Annotated in this window: 14 protein-coding genes and 1 pseudogene; 10 read left to right on the top strand and 5 right to left on the bottom strand. The window is 69.2% G+C overall.

The features are described from left to right. The 4 genes and pseudogenes from A5659_RS09000 to A5659_RS09015 form a co-directional block, all read left to right on the top strand. A pseudogene (locus A5659_RS09000) lies at positions 1-422 on the top strand (signal recognition particle-docking protein FtsY); the annotation flags it as partial. Between the two features lie 190 nt (positions 423-612). Beyond that, positions 613-1,998: an ammonium transporter gene (locus tag A5659_RS09005; protein WP_066870360.1), complete on the top strand. Its 1,386-nt coding sequence runs from the start codon at positions 613-615 to the stop codon at positions 1,996-1,998. Then, positions 1,995-2,333, top strand: coding sequence for a nitrogen regulatory protein P-II (glnB, locus tag A5659_RS09010; protein WP_003878721.1), 339 nt, complete (start codon positions 1,995-1,997; stop codon positions 2,331-2,333). Before A5659_RS09005 ends, glnB begins: the two co-directional genes overlap by 4 nt. Before the next feature lie 45 nt (positions 2,334-2,378). After that, positions 2,379-4,865, top strand: coding sequence for a [protein-PII] uridylyltransferase (locus tag A5659_RS09015; RefSeq protein ID WP_067180492.1), 2,487 nt, complete (start codon positions 2,379-2,381; stop codon positions 4,863-4,865). A 23-nt stretch (positions 4,866-4,888) separates the two neighbouring features. Here the strand turns inward: A5659_RS09015 and A5659_RS09020 are convergent, their stop codons facing one another. The 4 genes from A5659_RS09020 to A5659_RS09035 all read right to left on the bottom strand — a co-directional run bounded on the left by A5659_RS09020 (position 4,889) and on the right by A5659_RS09035 (position 9,025). Continuing rightward, the gene (locus A5659_RS09020) at positions 4,889-5,527 is read right to left on the bottom strand and encodes a cysteine hydrolase family protein (RefSeq protein ID WP_067180536.1); all 639 of its coding nucleotides are present in this window, start codon (positions 5,525-5,527) and stop codon (positions 4,889-4,891) included. Between the two features lie 11 nt (positions 5,528-5,538). Beyond that, a complete protein-coding gene (locus tag A5659_RS09025) occupies positions 5,539-6,336 on the bottom strand; it encodes an AraC family transcriptional regulator (protein WP_067180495.1) in 798 nt (265 codons plus the stop codon). 32 nt (positions 6,337-6,368) lie between these two features. Continuing rightward, positions 6,369-8,129, bottom strand: a complete 1,761-nt coding sequence (locus tag A5659_RS09030) for a DEAD/DEAH box helicase (protein WP_066870138.1) — start codon at positions 8,127-8,129, stop codon at positions 6,369-6,371. A gap of 101 nt (positions 8,130-8,230) precedes the next feature. Next, positions 8,231-9,025, bottom strand: coding sequence for an alpha/beta hydrolase (locus A5659_RS09035; RefSeq protein WP_067019634.1), 795 nt, complete (start codon positions 9,023-9,025; stop codon positions 8,231-8,233). Between the two features lie 140 nt (positions 9,026-9,165). On the opposite strand from A5659_RS09035, the gene ffh reads away from it, so the two are divergent. The 4 genes from ffh to A5659_RS09055 all read left to right on the top strand — a co-directional run bounded on the left by ffh (position 9,166) and on the right by A5659_RS09055 (position 14,485). Continuing rightward, positions 9,166-10,731: a signal recognition particle protein gene (ffh, locus tag A5659_RS09040; protein ID WP_066880740.1), complete on the top strand. Its 1,566-nt coding sequence runs from the start codon at positions 9,166-9,168 to the stop codon at positions 10,729-10,731. Between the two features lie 66 nt (positions 10,732-10,797). Then, complete coding sequence (locus A5659_RS09045; protein ID WP_156748931.1) at positions 10,798-11,874, top strand: amidohydrolase family protein; 1,077 nt, start codon at positions 10,798-10,800, stop codon at positions 11,872-11,874. A gap of 162 nt (positions 11,875-12,036) precedes the next feature. Further along, entirely contained in the window at positions 12,037-13,881 is a 1,845-nt protein-coding gene (locus tag A5659_RS09050) for an amidohydrolase family protein (RefSeq protein ID WP_067180498.1), read from the top strand. Position 13,882: 1 nt separating this feature from the next. Continuing rightward, positions 13,883-14,485 (top strand): TetR/AcrR family transcriptional regulator, encoded by a 603-nt coding sequence (locus A5659_RS09055; protein WP_067180500.1) that lies wholly within the window; start codon positions 13,883-13,885, stop codon positions 14,483-14,485. 5 nt (positions 14,486-14,490) lie between these two features. Here the strand turns inward: A5659_RS09055 and A5659_RS09060 are convergent, their stop codons facing one another. Beyond that, positions 14,491-15,384, bottom strand: a complete 894-nt coding sequence (locus A5659_RS09060) for a D-alanyl-D-alanine carboxypeptidase family protein (RefSeq protein ID WP_067180539.1) — start codon at positions 15,382-15,384, stop codon at positions 14,491-14,493. 58 nt (positions 15,385-15,442) lie between these two features. On the opposite strand from A5659_RS09060, the gene A5659_RS09065 reads away from it, so the two are divergent. Then, on the top strand, positions 15,443-15,874 hold the full coding sequence (locus tag A5659_RS09065) for a nuclear transport factor 2 family protein (protein ID WP_066870163.1): 432 nt from the start codon (positions 15,443-15,445) through the stop codon (positions 15,872-15,874). Positions 15,875-16,079: 205 nt separating this feature from the next. Then, positions 16,080-16,610, top strand: coding sequence for a 30S ribosomal protein S16 (gene rpsP, locus A5659_RS09070; RefSeq protein ID WP_067019620.1), 531 nt, complete (start codon positions 16,080-16,082; stop codon positions 16,608-16,610). Positions 16,611-16,617 lie beyond the last annotated feature (7 nt).

Here is a 16,617-nt window from a genome sequence, read left to right on the forward strand (position 1 = left end):
GCGGGGCCGAGGGCGCCGACCCGGCCTCGGTGGCCTTCGACGCCGTCGACAAGGGCATCGCCGCGGGCGCGGACGTGGTGCTCATCGACACGGCGGGACGGCTGCACACCAAGGTCGGACTGATGGACGAGCTCGACAAAGTTAAGCGGGTCGTAACACGGCGGGCCGCGGTCGACGAGGTGTTGCTGGTGCTCGACGCCACCATCGGGCAGAACGGACTGGCCCAGGCGCGGGTGTTCGCCGAGGTGGTCGAGATCACCGGCGCCGTGCTGACCAAGCTGGACGGCACGGCCAAGGGGGGCATCGTCTTTCGGGTTCAGCAGGAACTCGGCGTGCCGGTGAAACTGGTCGGGCTGGGGGAGGGTCCCGACGATCTGGCGCCGTTCGAACCGGCGGCTTTCGTCGACGCGCTGCTCGGCTGAAACCCCTTACACGGCGAGCGGGACGTTAATCCCACCGAAACACTGCCGCACCATCGCCGAAACAACGATTGCGCAATCTTCTGGTCAGGTCATCAGACGTGTGTCTGGCGGCCAATCGTGGGCCGACCGGAGGAGATTGCGAGTGACATACCCGATACTGGGCCAGCCCAATACCGGCGATACCGCCTGGATGTTGGCCAGTTCCGCGCTGGTGCTGTTGATGACGCCGGGTCTGGCGTTCTTCTACGGCGGTATGGTGCGCGCCCGAAGCGTGCTGAACATGCTCATGATGAGCATCAGCGCGATGGGCGTGGTCACCGTGCTGTGGGTGCTCTACGGCTATTCGATCGCGTTCGGCGATGACGCCGGCGGCGTCGTAGGCAAGCCGACCTCGTTCTGGGGCCTCAAGGGCCTCATCGGTGTCAACGCGGTGGCCGCCGATCCCAGCAAAGGTGTTGCGGCCACCGACATTCCGCTGGCGGGCACCCTACCCGCCACGGTGTTCGTGGCCTTCCAGCTGATGTTCGCGATCATCACCGTCGCCCTGATCTCCGGCGCCGTGTCCGACCGGCTGAAGTTCGGCGCCTGGCTGGTGTTCGCCGGTCTGTGGGCTACGTTCGTCTACTTCCCGGTCGCCCATTGGGTTTTCGCGTTCGACGGCTTCGCCTCCGAGAAGGGTGGCTGGATCGCCAACAAGCTGCACGCGATCGACTTCGCCGGCGGGACGGCGGTCCACATCAATTCCGGTGTGGCGGGCCTGATGCTGGCGATCGTGCTGGGCAAGCGCCGCGGTTGGCCCACCACGCTGTTCCGGCCGCACAACCTGCCGTTCGTGATGCTCGGCGCCGGGTTGCTGTGGTTCGGGTGGTACGGGTTCAACGCCGGATCGGCCACCACCTCCAACGGTGTCGCCGGGTCGACCTTCATGACGACGACGGTCGCGACGGCCACCGCGATGCTGGGCTGGATGCTCACCGAACGCATCCGCGACGGCAAGGCGACGACGCTGGGCGCGGCGTCGGGCATCGTCGCGGGCCTGGTCGCCATCACGCCGTCCTGCTCGTCGGTCAACGTGCTGGGCGCCCTGGTGGTCGGCCTGGTCGCCGGCGTGCTGTGCGCGCTGGCCGTCGGCCTGAAATTCAAGCTCGGCTTCGACGACTCGCTCGACGTGGTCGGGGTGCATCTGATCGGCGGTCTGGCCGGCACGCTGCTGGTGGGGCTGCTCGCCGCACCGGAGTCCCCGGCCATCAACGGCGTCACCGGCGTATCCAAGGGATTGTTCTACGGCGGCGGCTGGGCTCAGCTCGAGCGGCAAGCAGTCGGCGCGTTCAGTGTTCTCATCTACTCTGGGGTGGTTACGCTGATCCTGGCGTTGATCCTGAAGTACACCATCGGGCTTCGTCTCAACCCAGAGGCGGAAGCCACGGGCATCGACGAGGCCGAGCACGCCGAGAGTGGTTACGATTTCGCCGTGGCTACCGGTTCGGTTCTGCCGCCCCGGGTCGCTGTGGCGGATACCCGCAACGGCCTGGAGGAGGAGCGAGTGAGCGACAAAGTGGAGGCAGAGCAGTCATGAAGCTGATCACCGCGATCGTAAAGCCGTTCACGCTCGATGACGTGAAGACCAGCCTGGAGGACGCGGGTGTCCTGGGCATGACGGTCAGCGAAATCCAGGGCTACGGACGGCAGAAGGGTCACACCGAGGTCTACCGGGGCGCCGAATACTCGGTCGACTTCGTGCCCAAGGTGCGCATCGAGGTCGTCGTCGACGACTCCATCGTCGACAAGGTCGTGGACAGCATCGTCCGGGCCGCGCGCACCGGCAAGATCGGTGACGGCAAAGTGTGGGTGAGCCCCGTGGAAACCATTGTGCGGGTGCGTACCGGCGAGCGCGGAACCGATGCGCTATGACGTCCGCTGTCACTTGCTGATTCGACCCGGGCGGGCCGGGAGGGCATGACCCCGAACTACCCCGACTCGTCCGGGCACCCAGCCGGGACAGAAAGCGCCTGCGCGGCAGTCGATCTGGCTGCCGCGCGGCGCCAACTGTTGTCTGAGGGCAGCAAGCTGCACGCCGCCGAGCTGCGGCACGCCTGGCTGGATCTGCACGAATCGTGGTTGATGGCCAAGGCGGCCGAGATCGGGATCGGCGACGACAGCGGCTTCGCGATCGTCGGGATCGGCGGATTGGGCCGCCACGAGTTGTTGCCGTATTCCGATCTCGACCTGATGCTGTTGCACGACAACTTCTCCGACGACGTGCTGGGCAAGGTCGCCGACAAGTTGTGGTATCCGCTGTGGGACGCCAACGTTCGGCTCGACCACAGTGTGCGGACCGTCTCCGGTGCCCTCGGCGTCGCCAACGCCGACATGATCGCCGCGCTGGGCATGCTCGACGCCCGCCACATCGCCGGTGACGCGCGACTGTCCGACGAACTGATCGCCGGGGCACGACGGCAGTGGCGCAGCGCAATTCGCTCCCGGATGAACGAGCTCGTCGAGATGACGCAGGCCCGCTGGGAACGGTGTGGCCGCATCGCACAGCGGGCCGAGCCGGACCTGAAATCGGGCCGCGGCGGACTTCGCGACGTGCAACTGCTCGACGCGCTGGGCGTGGCGCAACTGATCGACCGCCACGGCATGGCCCGTCCGGAGTCGCCCGGGGGCTCACTCGACGACGCCCACCTGACGCTGCTCGACGTGCGCACCGAGTTGCACCGGGTCTCGGGACGCGGACGCGATCAGCTGCAGGCTCAATACGCCGACGAGATCAGCGCCGCCCTGCACATCGGTGATCGATTCGACTTGGCGCGCAAGCTATCCGACGCCGGGCGCACCATCGCCTACCACGCTGAGACGGGCATCCGGACCGCGGAGAACGCGCTGCCGCGCCGCGGGGTGACGGCGCTGGTGCGGCGGCCCAAGCGCCGCCCGCTGGACGAGGGCGTCGTCGAATACGCCGGGGAGATCGTGCTGGCCCGCGACGCACGCCCGGATACCGACGTGGGTCTGGTGTTGCGGGTGGCGGCGGCCTCGGCCGACACCGGGCTGCCGATCGGCGCCGCCACGCTGAGCCGCCTGGCCGCCAGCGCGCCGGAGATGCCGGTGCCCTGGCCGCGAGAGGCATTGGACGACTTGCTGGTTGTGCTGTCCGCCGGGCCGACCACGGTGGCGACGATCGAGGCCCTCGACCGCACCGGGCTGTGGGGGCGGCTGCTGCCGGAATGGGACGCCATCCGCGACCTGCCGCCCCGCGACGTCGCGCACAAATGGACGGTGGACCGCCACGTCATCGAGACGGCCGTCAACGCCGCACCGCTGTCCACCCGGGTGGCGCGACCCGACCTGCTCGCGCTCGGCGCGCTGCTGCACGACATCGGCAAGGGCCGCGGCGTCGACCACAGCGTGCTCGGGGCGGGCCTGGCCCTCGAGATCGGACCGAGGCTGGGCATGGCACCGGTCGAGGTCGATCTGCTCGCCCAGCTGGTGCGCCACCACCTGCTGTTGCCGGTGGTGGCCACCCGCAGCGACCTCAATGACCCCAAAACCATTGAGCGCGTAGTGAAAGCGCTCAGCGGTGACGCGCTGTTGCTCGAGGTCCTACACGCGCTGACCGAGGCGGACTCGAAGGCCACCGGTCCGGGGGTGTGGAGCGACTGGAAGGCGTCGCTGATCGAGGACCTGGTGCGGCGCTGCCGGCTGGTGATGGCCGGCGAGCCGCTTCCGAAGGTCGAACCCGCTGCGCCGCAATACCTTTCGCTCGCCGCCGATCGCGGCGTCCACGTGGAGATCAAGCCCAGCGGCGGTGAACGCCTGGACGTGGTGATGGCCGCGTCGGATCAGCGGGGGCTGGTGTCGAAAGCCGCCGCCGTGCTGGCGCTGAACTCGCTGCGCATCCACTCGGCCTCGGCCAGCACCCACGAGGGCTTCGCCATCGTCGAATTCGTGGTGTCGCCGCTGTTCGGTTCGCCGCCGGAAGCGGGCCTGCTGCGCCAGCAGTTCAGCGGCGCGCTCGCGGGCGACGTCGACGTGCTGGGCAGTTTGGAAAAGCGTGACAGCGACGCCGTCAGCGCGGCGACCAGCCGGGCCGGCGAGGTCCAGGTCGGGGTGCCCGTCACGCGGTCGAGCGCCCCGCCGCGCATCCTGTGGATCGACTCGGGCTCACCCGATCAGCTGATCGTTGAAGTCCGCGCGATGGACCGCCTCGGGCTGCTCGCGCTGCTGACCCGCGCGCTGGAGCGGGCGGGCACCGACATCGTGTGGGCGAAGGTCAACACCTTCGGATCGACGGCGGCCGACGTCTTCTGTGTGACGGTGTCGGAACAGGCGGCCGCGGCGGCCGGCGACGCCGAGCACGGCGCGCGCGACGCGGTCGAGCAGGGTCTGCTGGCGGTGTTGGGCGGCCCCGCCGTCGAGGTGCTCGAAGAGCCCGTCGGCGACTAGCCGGATGAGGCCAATGAGGCCCGTCAATCGGCGATCGGCGACTCGGACGTGCGCGTGCACGCAAGCGCGGCGATCACCGAGTCGGTGGTGAGGCAAACGATACCCATGCCCGGCATCTCCCGGTCCGCGTCGGTGGTCCAGCCCGAGATCGCGTCGTACACCGCGACGGTACGAAGGTCTCGTTCGGTGGCGTCGACGAGTGTGGAGCGTGGGCAGTTCGGATAGTTGCAACCGGCGACGACCACCGTGGTCACGCCCCGTTCGCGTAGGTGCTCAAGCAGTCGGGTCCCGAAAAAGGCGCTCCAACGCGGCTTGTAAAGGATGTGCTCGTCGGACCCGACCTGCTGCGTGGCCCCGGCAAGCAAGATGTCTGGATCCAATTTCCGGACGGGCCCGAGGCCGTCGGCGAGTTGCGAACCAGGCGAGCCCGCAACGGCCTTGTCTCGCAGGGTTCGTCGACACAGATCGGCGTTGCTGCCGTCCGGTAGGTACAAGCGCACGACGTGCACGATCGGGCGCCCGCTGTCGCGGAAGGCAGCGGTCAGCCGCCGCACCGCGGGTAGTACCTCGGCGGTGCCGGCGATGTCGGTGACCCAGTCGCGCTGTAGGTCGATGGTGAGCAGGGCGCTGCGGGAGAATTCCGGGCTGAGGTAATCGTCCACGCCCGAGAACACTAGGTAGACCGTCGTCGCGGGTCTTGTACGTCGTTGCGCGCGAACCTGCCCGGTGTGGCCGCGAAGGTATGGCGGAAATGGCGATGAAGATGCGCCTGGTCGTAAAAGCCGCTCTGCGCGGCGGCATAAGCCACGGCGTGCCCTGCGGTGAGTAACTGTTGGGCGCATCGCAGCCGCAGTTGCAGCAGGTACCGGTGCGGGGTCACGCCCGTTTCGCGGCGAAAGGCGCGCAGCAATTGGAACCGGGGCAGGCCCGCGACGGTGGCGAGCTCGTCGAGGGTGGGTGTGCGCTGCAGGTCAGCAGCCAAGTGGCGCAGCACTTTTCCGACAGCAAGCGGCGGTTGTCTGGGGATCGTGCACCGCGCGTAGCGGGTGAGGATCTCGGTGCACACTGCTTCGAATTCTTCTCGAGCCGCCAGTGTCTGCTGGTTCGGACGACGGTGCAGCCGGACCAATCGATCAGCCAGCCGTGGGTCGTGCGGTGTCGAAACCGGGAAGGTCGGACGGTGCCCGGCGAGTTCTTCCAGCAACGCCGGAGGGAGGTAGAAGACCCGGTAATCCCAGCCGTCGACGGCCGCGGGACGTCCGGCGTGGATGGTGTCGGCATCCAGCAGCAGCAGGCTTCCCGCCGGCGCGTGTTCGGTGCCGCCGCGGTAGCGGACGGCCTCCACGCCACGCTCGATCGCGGCGACAGCGTACTCGCTGTGCGAGTGGGGGACGAAGTGGTGCGTGCGAAAGGACGCCGTCACCAACCGCATGTCATCGGGGCCATAGCGGTGCTCGACGACGTCCTGCATAGCTCAGTGTTACCCGACCGCCGTGTCGACGGTTACGAGTGCTCGGCGTTGAGCCGGCGCACGGCGTCGATGCGCGCCCGCAGCTGTTCGCGGCTCGCCGCCGCGATCGGGGGACCCCCGCAGCGGCGCCGCAGTTCGTTGTGAATCCAGCCGTGCGGCTTGCCCGTCCGGTGGTGGGCGATCGAGACGAGGGTGTTGAGCTCGCGGCGCAGCTCCCGAAGCTGGCCGTGCACCGTGGCCGGGGCTTCGACGGCCGCCGGCGATCCGGCCTCCTTCTGCAGGCGGGCCCGCTTCTGCAGCTGTTCGTCCTGACGCTGGTGCAGCAGCGCCCGCATCTGCTCGGCGTCGAGCAGCCCGGGGATGCCGAGGTAGTCGGCCTCCTCGTCGCTGCCGGCCGGCGCGGCGGTGCCGAACGATGATCCGTCGAAGATCAGCTGATCGAGCTCCGCGTCGGCGCCCAGCGAGGTGAACCCCTTGTCCAGGTCGGTCTTCTCGTCCTGCGTCTTGGTGGCGGGGTCGCCGTCGAGCGGGTCGCCCTCGGACGGGCGGTGCGGCTCGCCGAGCACGTGATTGCGCTGGGCCTCCAGCTCGCTGGCCAGCTGCAGCAGGTTGGGCACCGACGGCACAAAGATGCTGGCGATTTCGCCCGGGCGGCGCGACCGGACGAACCGGCCGATGGCCTGGGCGAAGAACAGCGGCGTCGAGGCGCTGGTGGCGTAGATCCCGACCGACAGCCGCGGCACGTCGACGCCCTCGGAGACCATGCGCACCGCGACCAGCCAGCGGCTGGTGCTCGCGGCGAATTCGCTGATCCGCGCCGACGAGCCCGGGTCGTCGGAGAGCACCAGCGTCGGCGCCTCGCCGGTCAGCTTGGTCAGCAGGGCGGCGTAGGCGCGCGCGGCGGTCTGATCCGAGGCGATGATCATGCCGCCGGCGTCGGGCACGTGCGTGCGCAGCTGGCGCAACCGCAGATCCGCGGCGGTGATCACCGCGGGCATCCATTCGCCGGCGGGGTCCAGCGCCGTGCGCCAGGCGCGCGCGGTCTGCTCGGCGGATAGCGGCTCGCCCAGCCGGGCCGCGTGCTCCTCGCCGGCGCTGTCGCGCCACCGCGCCTCCCCGGAGTAGGCGAGGAACACCACCGGCCGGACCACGCCGTCGGCCAGGGCGTCGGTGTAGCCGTAGGTGTGATCGGCCTGCGACCGCCGTATCCCGTCGGGCCCGGCCTCGTAGGTGACGAACGGGATGGGGCTGTCGTCGCTACGAAACGGCGTCCCCGTCAGGGCGAGCCGGCGGGTGGCGTCGCCGAAGGCCTCGCGGATGGCGTCGCCCCACGTCTTGGCGTCGCCGCCGTGGTGGATCTCGTCGAAGATGACCAGGGTCCTGCGCTGCTCGGTGCGTACCCGGTGCAGCGTCGGGTGCGCGGCGACCTGGGCGTAGGTGACCATCACGCCGTGAAACTCCGGCGCGATCCGCGGGTTGCTGTTGGAGAACTTCGGATCCAGGGCGATGCCGTAGCGCTGCGCGGCCTGGGCCCACTGAATCTTCAGATGCTCGGTGGGCACCACCACGGTGACGTGCTCGACGGCGCGCTGGCCCAGCAGTTCGGCCGCCACCCGCAGGGCGAACGTCGTCTTGCCCGAGCCCGGGGTGGCCACCGCCAGGAAGTCGCGCGGCTGGGCGGCGAGGTACTTGACCAGCGCCCTGCGCTGCCAGCCACGCAGCACGCGGGTGCCGCTGGTGTCGCTGGGATCGTCGTCGGCCCGCGCCTGGATGCTGCTGAGCGGCACCGACACAGGCCCCCCGTTCGTTGCTCGTCGATGTGGCCAACTCGATTGAGTCGCGGCTGTGAAATCTAGCACGCCAACGCTTTTCGGCGCAGTAACGACTCGACTGGCTATCGTGTCCGGCTCAACGTTTCGCGGGTCTGCAGCCACTCGTGGATGCGTGCGGCAACGTCGGCCCAGCCCGGTTCGAGCATCATGTTGTGGCCCATGGAAAAGAATTCCGGCTCGGTCCCATAGGCGCGCGCAGTGTTGCGCACCTCGCGGACGCTGACGAAGCCGTCGTACTCGGCGCCCAGGACCAGAATCGGCGTTCTCACCCGCTTGGTTCTGACGCGGCGGACGATCGGGTCGGTCATGGCGGCGCGGACGCTCTCGGCGCCGGCGCGTTGCCGGCAGGCTTCGACGACGTCCTCGGGTGTGTCGGGACAGAACAGGTACTCGCGGGCCAGCGCCGGGGTGGCGAGGAATTTCAGCAGCGTGGGATCGCTCCACGATTCCATCGTCATTGACGGCCGGCGGCGCCACACCCGCAACGCCAGCGTCAGCACGCCCTGCGGCGGCACCGAACCCACCAGCACCGCGGCCGGGGCGTCTCGGTCTTCGAGGTAGCGCTGGACCACGAACCCGCCGAGCGAATGGCCGATCAGGATCGGCGCGCCGCCCAGGTCGTCGGCCACCGAACGGACGTCGTCGATGTAGTCGGCCATGGACACCTTCGGCAGCGGCTTGGGGCTGGGGCTGGCGCCGTGCCCACGCAGGCTCATGGCGACCGCGCGGTAGCCGGCGTCGGCGAAGTAGTCCAGGAAGTGTTCCCAGCACCAGGCGCCATGCCAGCCGCCGTGCACGAAGAGCAGCGGCACCGGATGCGCTTCGCTGCAGGACCCTTTGCCGATCACCTCGAGCACTCGACCATTCAAACCCGCTCGCCGTCCCCGCGAGACTGAAACCACGAACATCATTCCCGGCGTGTCGTGTGCACAGTTTCAGTGTCGCGGTCGGCGGGCGGCGACGAATCCGCCGCACCGGGCTCCACTAGGCTGGCGGGGTGTTTGAATCGCTGTCCGACCGATTGACCGGTGCCCTCGCGGGGCTGCGCGGCAAGGGTCGATTGACCGACGCCGATATCGAGGCGACCACCCGCGAGATTCGGCTGGCGCTGCTGGAAGCCGACGTGTCGCTGCCCGTGGTGCGCGCGTTCGTCACCCGGATCAAGGATCGCGCCAAGGGCGCGGAGGTCTCCGGTGCGCTCAACCCGGCGCAGCAGGTCGTCAAGATCGTCAACGAAGAACTCATCGGCATCCTGGGCGGACAGACCCGGCAGCTGGCGTTCGCCAAGACCCCGCCGACCGTGGTGATGCTCGCCGGTCTGCAGGGTTCCGGTAAGACGTCGCTGGCCGGCAAGCTGGCCGCCTGGCTGCGCGGGCAGGGGCATACCCCGCTGCTGGTCGCGTGCGACCTGCAGCGCCCGGCCGCCGTCAACCAGCTGCAGGTCGTCGGTGAGCGGGCCGGGGTGCCGGTGTTCGCGCCGCATCCCGGCGAGTCGCCCGGATCCGGGCCCGGCGACCCGGTCGCGGTCGCGGCCGCGGGGCTCGCCGAGGCGCGGGCCAAGCACCACGACGTCGTCATCGTCGACACCGCCGGCCGGCTGGGTATCGACGACGAGCTGATGGCGCAGGCCGCGGCGATCCGCGACGCCATCAATCCCGACGAAGTGCTGTTCGTCCTCGACGCGATGATCGGTCAGGACGCCGTCACCACCGCCGAGGCGTTCCGCGAGGGCGTCGGCTTCACCGGGGTGGTGCTGACCAAGCTCGACGGTGACGCCCGCGGTGGTGCCGCGCTCTCGGTGCGTGAGGTGACCGGCGTCCCAATCCTTTTCGCCTCCACCGGCGAGAAGCTGGAGGACTTCGACGTCTTCCACCCCGACCGGATGTCGAGCCGCATCCTGGGCATGGGCGACGTGCTGAGCCTGATCGAGCAGGCCGAGCAGGTCTTCGATGCCGAACAGGCCGAGGCCGCCGCCGTCAAGATCGGCAGCGGCGAGCTCACGCTCGAGGACTTCCTGGAACAGATGCTGGCCATCCGCAAGATGGGCCCGATCGGCAACCTGCTGGGCATGCTGCCCGGCGCCGGGCAGATGAAGGACGCGCTGGCCCAGGTCGACGACCGCCAGCTGGACCGCCTGCAGGCCATCATCCGCGGCATGACCCCGGCCGAGCGCGCCGATCCGAAGATCATCAACGCGTCGCGGCGGCTGCGCATCGCCAACGGGTCGGGCGTCACGGTGTCCGAGGTCAACCAGCTGGTGGATCGCTTCTTCGAGGCCCGCAAGATGATGTCGTCCATGCTCGGCGGCATGGGCATCCCCGGTATCGGCCGCAAGTCGGCGACGCGAAAGTCCAAGGGGGCCAAGGGCAAGGCGGGCAAGAAGGGCAAGAAGGGCGGACGCGGTCCGACGCCGCCGAAGGCGCGCAACCCGCTGGCCGCCGGGATGCCGGGCATGCCGGCCGGATTCCCCGATCTGTCGCAGATGCCCGAGGGCCTCAACGAGCTGCCGCCCGGTCTGGCCGACTTCGATCTGTCCAAGCTGAAGTTCCCGGGCAAGTCGTGACGATCGCGAGCGCGGCCGCGCCGCGCGAAGCGGGTCGTCACGGTCGGAAGTAGCCGCCCGGTGCGCATGCACGTGCGGGGCGTGGGGCTGCCCGACGAGACCGCGATCGACCTGTGGATCGTCGACGGCCGCATCAGCGCCGAACCGGTCGCCGGCGCCGACACCGTTTTCGACGGCGGCTGGATCGTGCCCGGGCTGGTCGACGCCCACTGCCACGTCGGCCTCGGGGACCACGGCGAGATCCCGCTGGACGACGCGATCGCCCAGGCCGAGATCGAACGCGATGTCGGCGCGCTGCTGCTGCGGGACTGCGGTTCGCCCACCGACACCCGCAGCCTCGACGACCGCGACGATCTGCCCCGCATCATCCGCGCCGGGAAGCATCTGGCCAGGCCGAAGCGGTACGCGGCGGGCTTCTCGCGCGAGCTGGAAGACGAATGGCAACTGCCCGCGGCGGTGGCGCAGGAGGCCAAGCGCGGCGACGGGTGGATCAAGCTGGTCGGCGACTGGATCGACCGCAGCGTCGGCGACCTGGCCCCGCTGTGGTCCGACGACGTGCTCAAGGCCGCCATCGACACCGCGCACGCCCATGGCGCCCGCGTCACCGCGCACGTCTTCAGTGAGGACGCGCTGCCCGGGCTGATCAACGCCGGCATCGACTGCATCGAGCACGGCACCGGCCTGACCGACGAGACGATCGAGCTGATGGTCTCCCGCGGCACCGTGCTGGTCCCGACGCTGGTCAACATCGTGGAGAACTTCCCCGGGATCGCCGCGGCCGCCGCGAAGTATCCGGCGTATGCCGCGCACATGCGCGACCTGCACGCCCGCGGCCTGTCCCGGATCGCCGCGGCCCGCGAGGCGGGCGTGCCGATCTACGCCGGCAGCGACGCGGGCACCATGGTGGCGCCCGGGCGGATCGCCGACGAGGTCGAGGCGCTCAAGAGCATCGGGATGAGCCCGACCGAGGCGCTGGGCGCCGCGTGCTGGGACGCGCGTCGCTGGCTCGGCCGGCCCGGCCTCGACCACGGCGCCTCGGCCGACCTGCTGTGTTACGCGCAAGACCCGCGGTCGGGCCCCGCCGTGCTGAAGAGTCCCGATCTGATCATGTTGCGCGGCAAGGTCTTTCGCTCACCCGCCTAGCCGCGCGCCGCGCGGGCTTTCCCATGATGGCCGCGCACCCGGGCCGCCGCGCCGAGCGCACCGCGGTTGCGCCCGCGGCGCCGCGCGGTGGCGCACACTGAGCCCACAGCCGGGTCGATTCCTTCAGTTTCGCTGAGAAAAGATTGCGAGTGCTTGCTATCTATGTTAGCGTTCCGACCATCGACGACGGAGGAACCCATGGCCTACGACGTGATCATTCGCGATGGATTGTGGTTCGACGGCACCGGCAGCGCGCCGCTGACCCGCACGCTCGGCATCCGCGACGGCGTGGTGGCCACGGTCGGCACCGAGCGGCTGGATGAGACCGGTTGCCCCGAGGTGATCGACGCGGCCGGCAAATGGGTGGTGCCCGGCTTCCTCGACGTGCACACCCATTACGACGCCGAGGTGCTGCTGGATCCCGGACTGCGCGAGTCGGTGCGCCACGGCGTCACCACCGTGTTGCTGGGCAACTGCTCGTTGTCGACGGTCTACGCCGATTCCCAGGACGCCGCCGACCTGTTCAGCAGGGTGGAGGCGGTGCCGCGCGAATACGTGTTCGGCGCACTGGATTCCCACCGCACCTGGTCGACGGCCGCGGAGTACATCAAGGTGATCGACGCCCTGCCGCTGGGGCCCAATATCGGTTCGCTGCTTGGGCATTCGGACCTGCGGACCGCGGTGCTCGGGCTGGATCGGGCCACCGACGCCGCCGTGCGGCCCACCGAGGCCGAGCTGGAGAAGATGGCCGACCTGCTGGGCGAGGCGCTCGACGCCGGTGTGCTCGGCATGTCCGGGATGGACGCGCCCATCGACAAACTCGACGGTGAACGCTTCCGCTCGCGTGCCCTGCCGTCCACCTTCGCGACGTGGCGGGAGCGCCGCAGGCTGATCAAGGTGCTGCGCAAGCGCGGCCGAATCCTGCAGAGCGCCCCGAACGTGGCGAAGCCGTCAACCGGAATGCTCTTCTTTCTGGCCAGCAGCCGGATATTGAACTGGGGCAAGGGTGTTCGGATGAGCATGCTGGTGTCCGCCGACGCCAAGTCGATGCCGCTGTCGGTCTACGTCTTCGGCCCCGGGACTCGGCTGCTGAACAGGCTGCTGGGCGCCAGCGTGAAATTCCAGCACCTGCCGGTGCCGTTCGAGTTGTACTCCGACGGCATCGACCTGCCGGTCTTCGAGGAGTTCGGCGCGGGAACGGCCGCCCTGCACCTGCGGGACCAGTTGGAGCGCAACGAGTTACTGGCGGACAAGGAATACCGCCGCAAATTCCGCCGCGAGTTCGACCGCATCAAGCTCGGACCGTCGCTGTGGCACCGCGACTTCCATGACGCCGTCATCGTCGAATGTCCGGATGAGTCGTTGATCGGCAGGAGCTTTGGCGAGATCGCCGACGAGCGCAAGCTGCACCCGCTCGACGCCTTTTTGGACGTGCTTGTCGAAAACGGAGAACGCAACGTCCGCTGGACCACCGTCGTGGCCAACCATCGGCCCAAGCTGCTGGACGCGCTGGCCACCGAAGGCAGTGTGCACATGGGCTTTTCGGACGCCGGGGCGCACCTGCGCAACATGGCCTTCTACAACTTCGGGCTGCGAATGCTCAAGCGCACCCGGGACGCCTACCGGGCCGGCGCGCCCTTCATGTCGATCGAGCACGCGGTACACCGGCTCACCGGTGAACTGGGCGAGTGGTTCGGCATCGACGCCGGCACGCTGCGCCAGGGCGACCGCGCGGACTTCGTGGTGATCGACCCGGCCGGGCTCGACGAGTCCGTCGACGGCTACCACGAGGAGGCGGTGCCGTTCTACGGCGGCCTGCGGCGCATGGTCAACCGCAACGACGACGCCGTAATCGCCACCGGGGTCGGCGGCGTGGTGGTCTACGGCGGCAGCCACTCCAAGGGCGAATTCCGGGACGGCTACGGCAAATCCGTGCGGTCGGGCCGCTACCTGCGGGCGGGGGAGCGCGCGCGTCGGGAACGCGGCGCGCTGAGCGTCACCGCCTGACATGGCCAGGACCCAGCAGCAGCGCCGCGAGGAAACCGTCGGGCGGCTCATCGACGCGTGCATCGCCACCATCATCGAGGTCGGCTACGCGCGGGCATCCGCCGCGGTGATCACCAAGCGGGCCGGGGTGTCGGTGGGCGCGCTGTTCCGGCACTTCGACACCATGGGCGATTTCATGGCCGCGACCGCGTCCGAGGTGTTGCGCCGCCAGCTGGAGTCGTTCACCAAGGGGGTCGCCGAGATACCCGCCGACCGGCCGGCGCTGGAGGCGGCGCTGGGGATCTTGCGCGACATCACCAGCGGCCCGGCCAACGCCGTCATCTACGAGCTGCTGGTGGCCGCCCGCACCGACGAAAAGCTCAAGGAGACTTTGCAACACGAGCTGGGGCAGTACGCCGCGAAGATCCACGACGCCGCACGCGCGCTGCCGGGCGCCGACCGCTTTCCCGAGGACACCTTCCCGGTGTTCGTGGCGTTGATGACCAACGTGTTCGACGGGGCCGCGGTGGTGGAAGGCGTTCTGCCGCAACCAGAAATCGCGGCACACCGCATTCCCGTCCTGATGGCGCTGCTCACCGCGGCGCTACCCGACGCCGACTCCTGAATGACTTACAGCGAGCCGATGCTCGACTGCGGGCTTTGCGCGAATCCCCAGTCGAACAACGTCGCCGCCTGATCCCAGTACGTCGGTCCGCCCTCTTTGATCAGCCCGTACATCATCGCGATCACCAGCCGGCGGCCCCCGCGGGCGGCGGCCCCGACGAAGGTCTTGCGCGCGGCGTTGGTGAAGCCGGTCTTGCCGCCGATCGCGCCGGGATAGCGCTGCAACAGCTCGTCCTGGTTGGTGATCGGGTGATCGCCGTTGTCGCCGGGGAACATCGCCGACGGCTCGGCGGTGATCTGCGCGAACACCGGGTTGGCCATCGCGGCGCGGAAGATGACCGCCAGGTCGTGCGCCGTCGACGCGCCCGAACCCCCCGGCCCGTCCAGCCCGGACGGTGTCGCCGCGTGCGTGTTGGTGGCGCCCAGCGAGGCCGCCTTGGCGTTCATCTTGGCGACCGTGGCGTCCGGGCCGCCCAGCATGTGCGCCAGCGTGTTGGCGGCGTCGTTACCCGAGACCAGCAACAGGCCGTCCAGGAGTTGGCGCGCGGTGTAGGTGCGGCCCGGCTTGATGCCGACGCAGTTGCACTCCACCTGGGTGTCGGCGACGTCGGCGACGACGGTCGAGTCCAGGCTCACCGAGTCCAGGACCACCTGGGCCAACAGCGTCTTGATGGTGCTCGCCGGCGGGTGGGCCACGTTCTGGTCACGGCCGGCCAACACCTGCCCGCTGTCCAGGTCGGCCACGATCCAGGTCTGCGCCGGACCGTCGGGAATGGGCATCGAGCCGACCGGCTGCATGCTGTCCGCCCACGCGGTGGACATGGCGACGGTGGCGGTGCAGGTACCGACTGCGACGACGGTAGCGGCCACCCTGAGCCCCAGGGCCGTGAGCTTGCGCATGGCCGCAAAGTCTAACTTCCGCCCCTGCCCGGGGCGGATCTTCAGTACTGTCCGATGCATGTTGAGCCTGGAAGAGATCTCGGATCGACTCGAGATCCAGCAGCTGCTGGTGGATTACTCCACCGCCATCGACAACCGGCGATTCGACGATCTGGACAACGTGTTCACGCCCGATGCCTACATCGACTACACGGCTCTCGGCGGCATCGAGGGTCGGTACCCGGAGGTGAAGAAGTGGCTGGCCGAGGTGCTGCCCAACTTCCCGGTGTATGCGCACATGCTCGGCAACTTCTCGGTCCGGATCGAGGGGAACACGGCCTCGTCGCGGGTGATCTGCTTCAACCCCATGGTGCTTGGTGGCACCAAGGACGGCGAAGAGGAAAGAGCGCTGTTCTGCGGGCTCTGGTACGACGACGAGTTCGTGCGCACGCCCGACGGCTGGCGCATGACCCGGCGGGCGGAGACGAAGGTCTTCCAGAAGGTGATGTGAGTCGGCAACATGAGCCCCGCCTGTCACCGCGTGCGCGATTTCTGATCACCGCCCCTGGTCTGGCACAATGGGCGGCTGTCCGCCGAGCGATCACCGTTTCTTTTCGGGGCCCGGCCGGTCACTACACGCGAGGCAAAACCGGATCCGGGCATCGGGCCCCGATCGCCGAATTGCAGCGTGACACACACAGGAGAATCGCTTAACCATGGCTGTGAAGATCAAGCTCACCCGGCTTGGCAAGATCCGCAATCCCCAGTACCGCATCGCCGTCGCCGACGCCCGCACCCGGCGCGACGGCCGCTCCATCGAGGTCATCGGCCGCTACCACCCCAAGGAAGACCCGAGCCTCATCGAGATCAACTCCGAGCGCGCCCAGTACTGGCTGTCCGTGGGCGCCCAGCCCACCGAGCCCGTGCTCAAGCTGCTGAAGATCACCGGCGACTGGCAGAAGTTCAAGGGCCTGCCCGGCGCCGAGGGCCGCCTGAAGGTCGCCCCGGCCAAGCCCAGCAAGCTCGAACTGTTCAACGCCGCCCTGGCCGAGGCCGACGGCGGCCCGACCACCGAGGCCGCGAAGCCGAAGAAGAAGGCCCCCGCCAAGAAGGCGGCGAAGGGCACAGAGGAGTCTGCCGACGCCGCCGAGCCGCAGGCCGCGGCCGAGGCCCCGGCGGAGACCGCCGCGCAGGCCGAGGCGCCCGCCGAGGGCGGCGAGCAGGCCGAGTCGACCACCGAAAGCTGATCGGGGC

This window comes from Mycobacterium sp. 1165196.3 (assembly GCF_001673415.1).
Classification (GTDB): Bacteria; Actinomycetota; Actinomycetes; order Mycobacteriales; family Mycobacteriaceae; genus Mycobacterium; species Mycobacterium europaeum_A.

Coding starts and splice junctions, on each gene's coding strand:
- A5659_RS09005 (WP_066870360.1), top strand. CDS start 613: ATGTTGGCCAGTTCCGCGCTGGTGCTGTTGATGACGCCGGGTCTGGCG.
- glnB (WP_003878721.1), top strand. CDS start 1,995: ATGAAGCTGATCACCGCGATCGTAAAGCCGTTCACGCTCGATGACGTG.
- A5659_RS09015 (WP_067180492.1), top strand. CDS start 2,379: ATGACCCCGAACTACCCCGACTCGTCCGGGCACCCAGCCGGGACAGAA.
- A5659_RS09025 (WP_067180495.1), bottom strand. CDS start 6,336: ATGCAGGACGTCGTCGAGCACCGCTATGGCCCCGATGACATGCGGTTG.
- A5659_RS09045 (WP_156748931.1), top strand. CDS start 10,798: ATGCACGTGCGGGGCGTGGGGCTGCCCGACGAGACCGCGATCGACCTG.
- A5659_RS09050 (WP_067180498.1), top strand. CDS start 12,037: ATGTTAGCGTTCCGACCATCGACGACGGAGGAACCCATGGCCTACGAC.
- A5659_RS09055 (WP_067180500.1), top strand. CDS start 13,883: ATGGCCAGGACCCAGCAGCAGCGCCGCGAGGAAACCGTCGGGCGGCTC.
- A5659_RS09060 (WP_067180539.1), bottom strand. CDS start 15,384: ATGCGCAAGCTCACGGCCCTGGGGCTCAGGGTGGCCGCTACCGTCGTC.
- A5659_RS09065 (WP_066870163.1), top strand. CDS start 15,443: ATGTTGAGCCTGGAAGAGATCTCGGATCGACTCGAGATCCAGCAGCTG.
- rpsP (WP_067019620.1), top strand. CDS start 16,080: ATGGCTGTGAAGATCAAGCTCACCCGGCTTGGCAAGATCCGCAATCCC.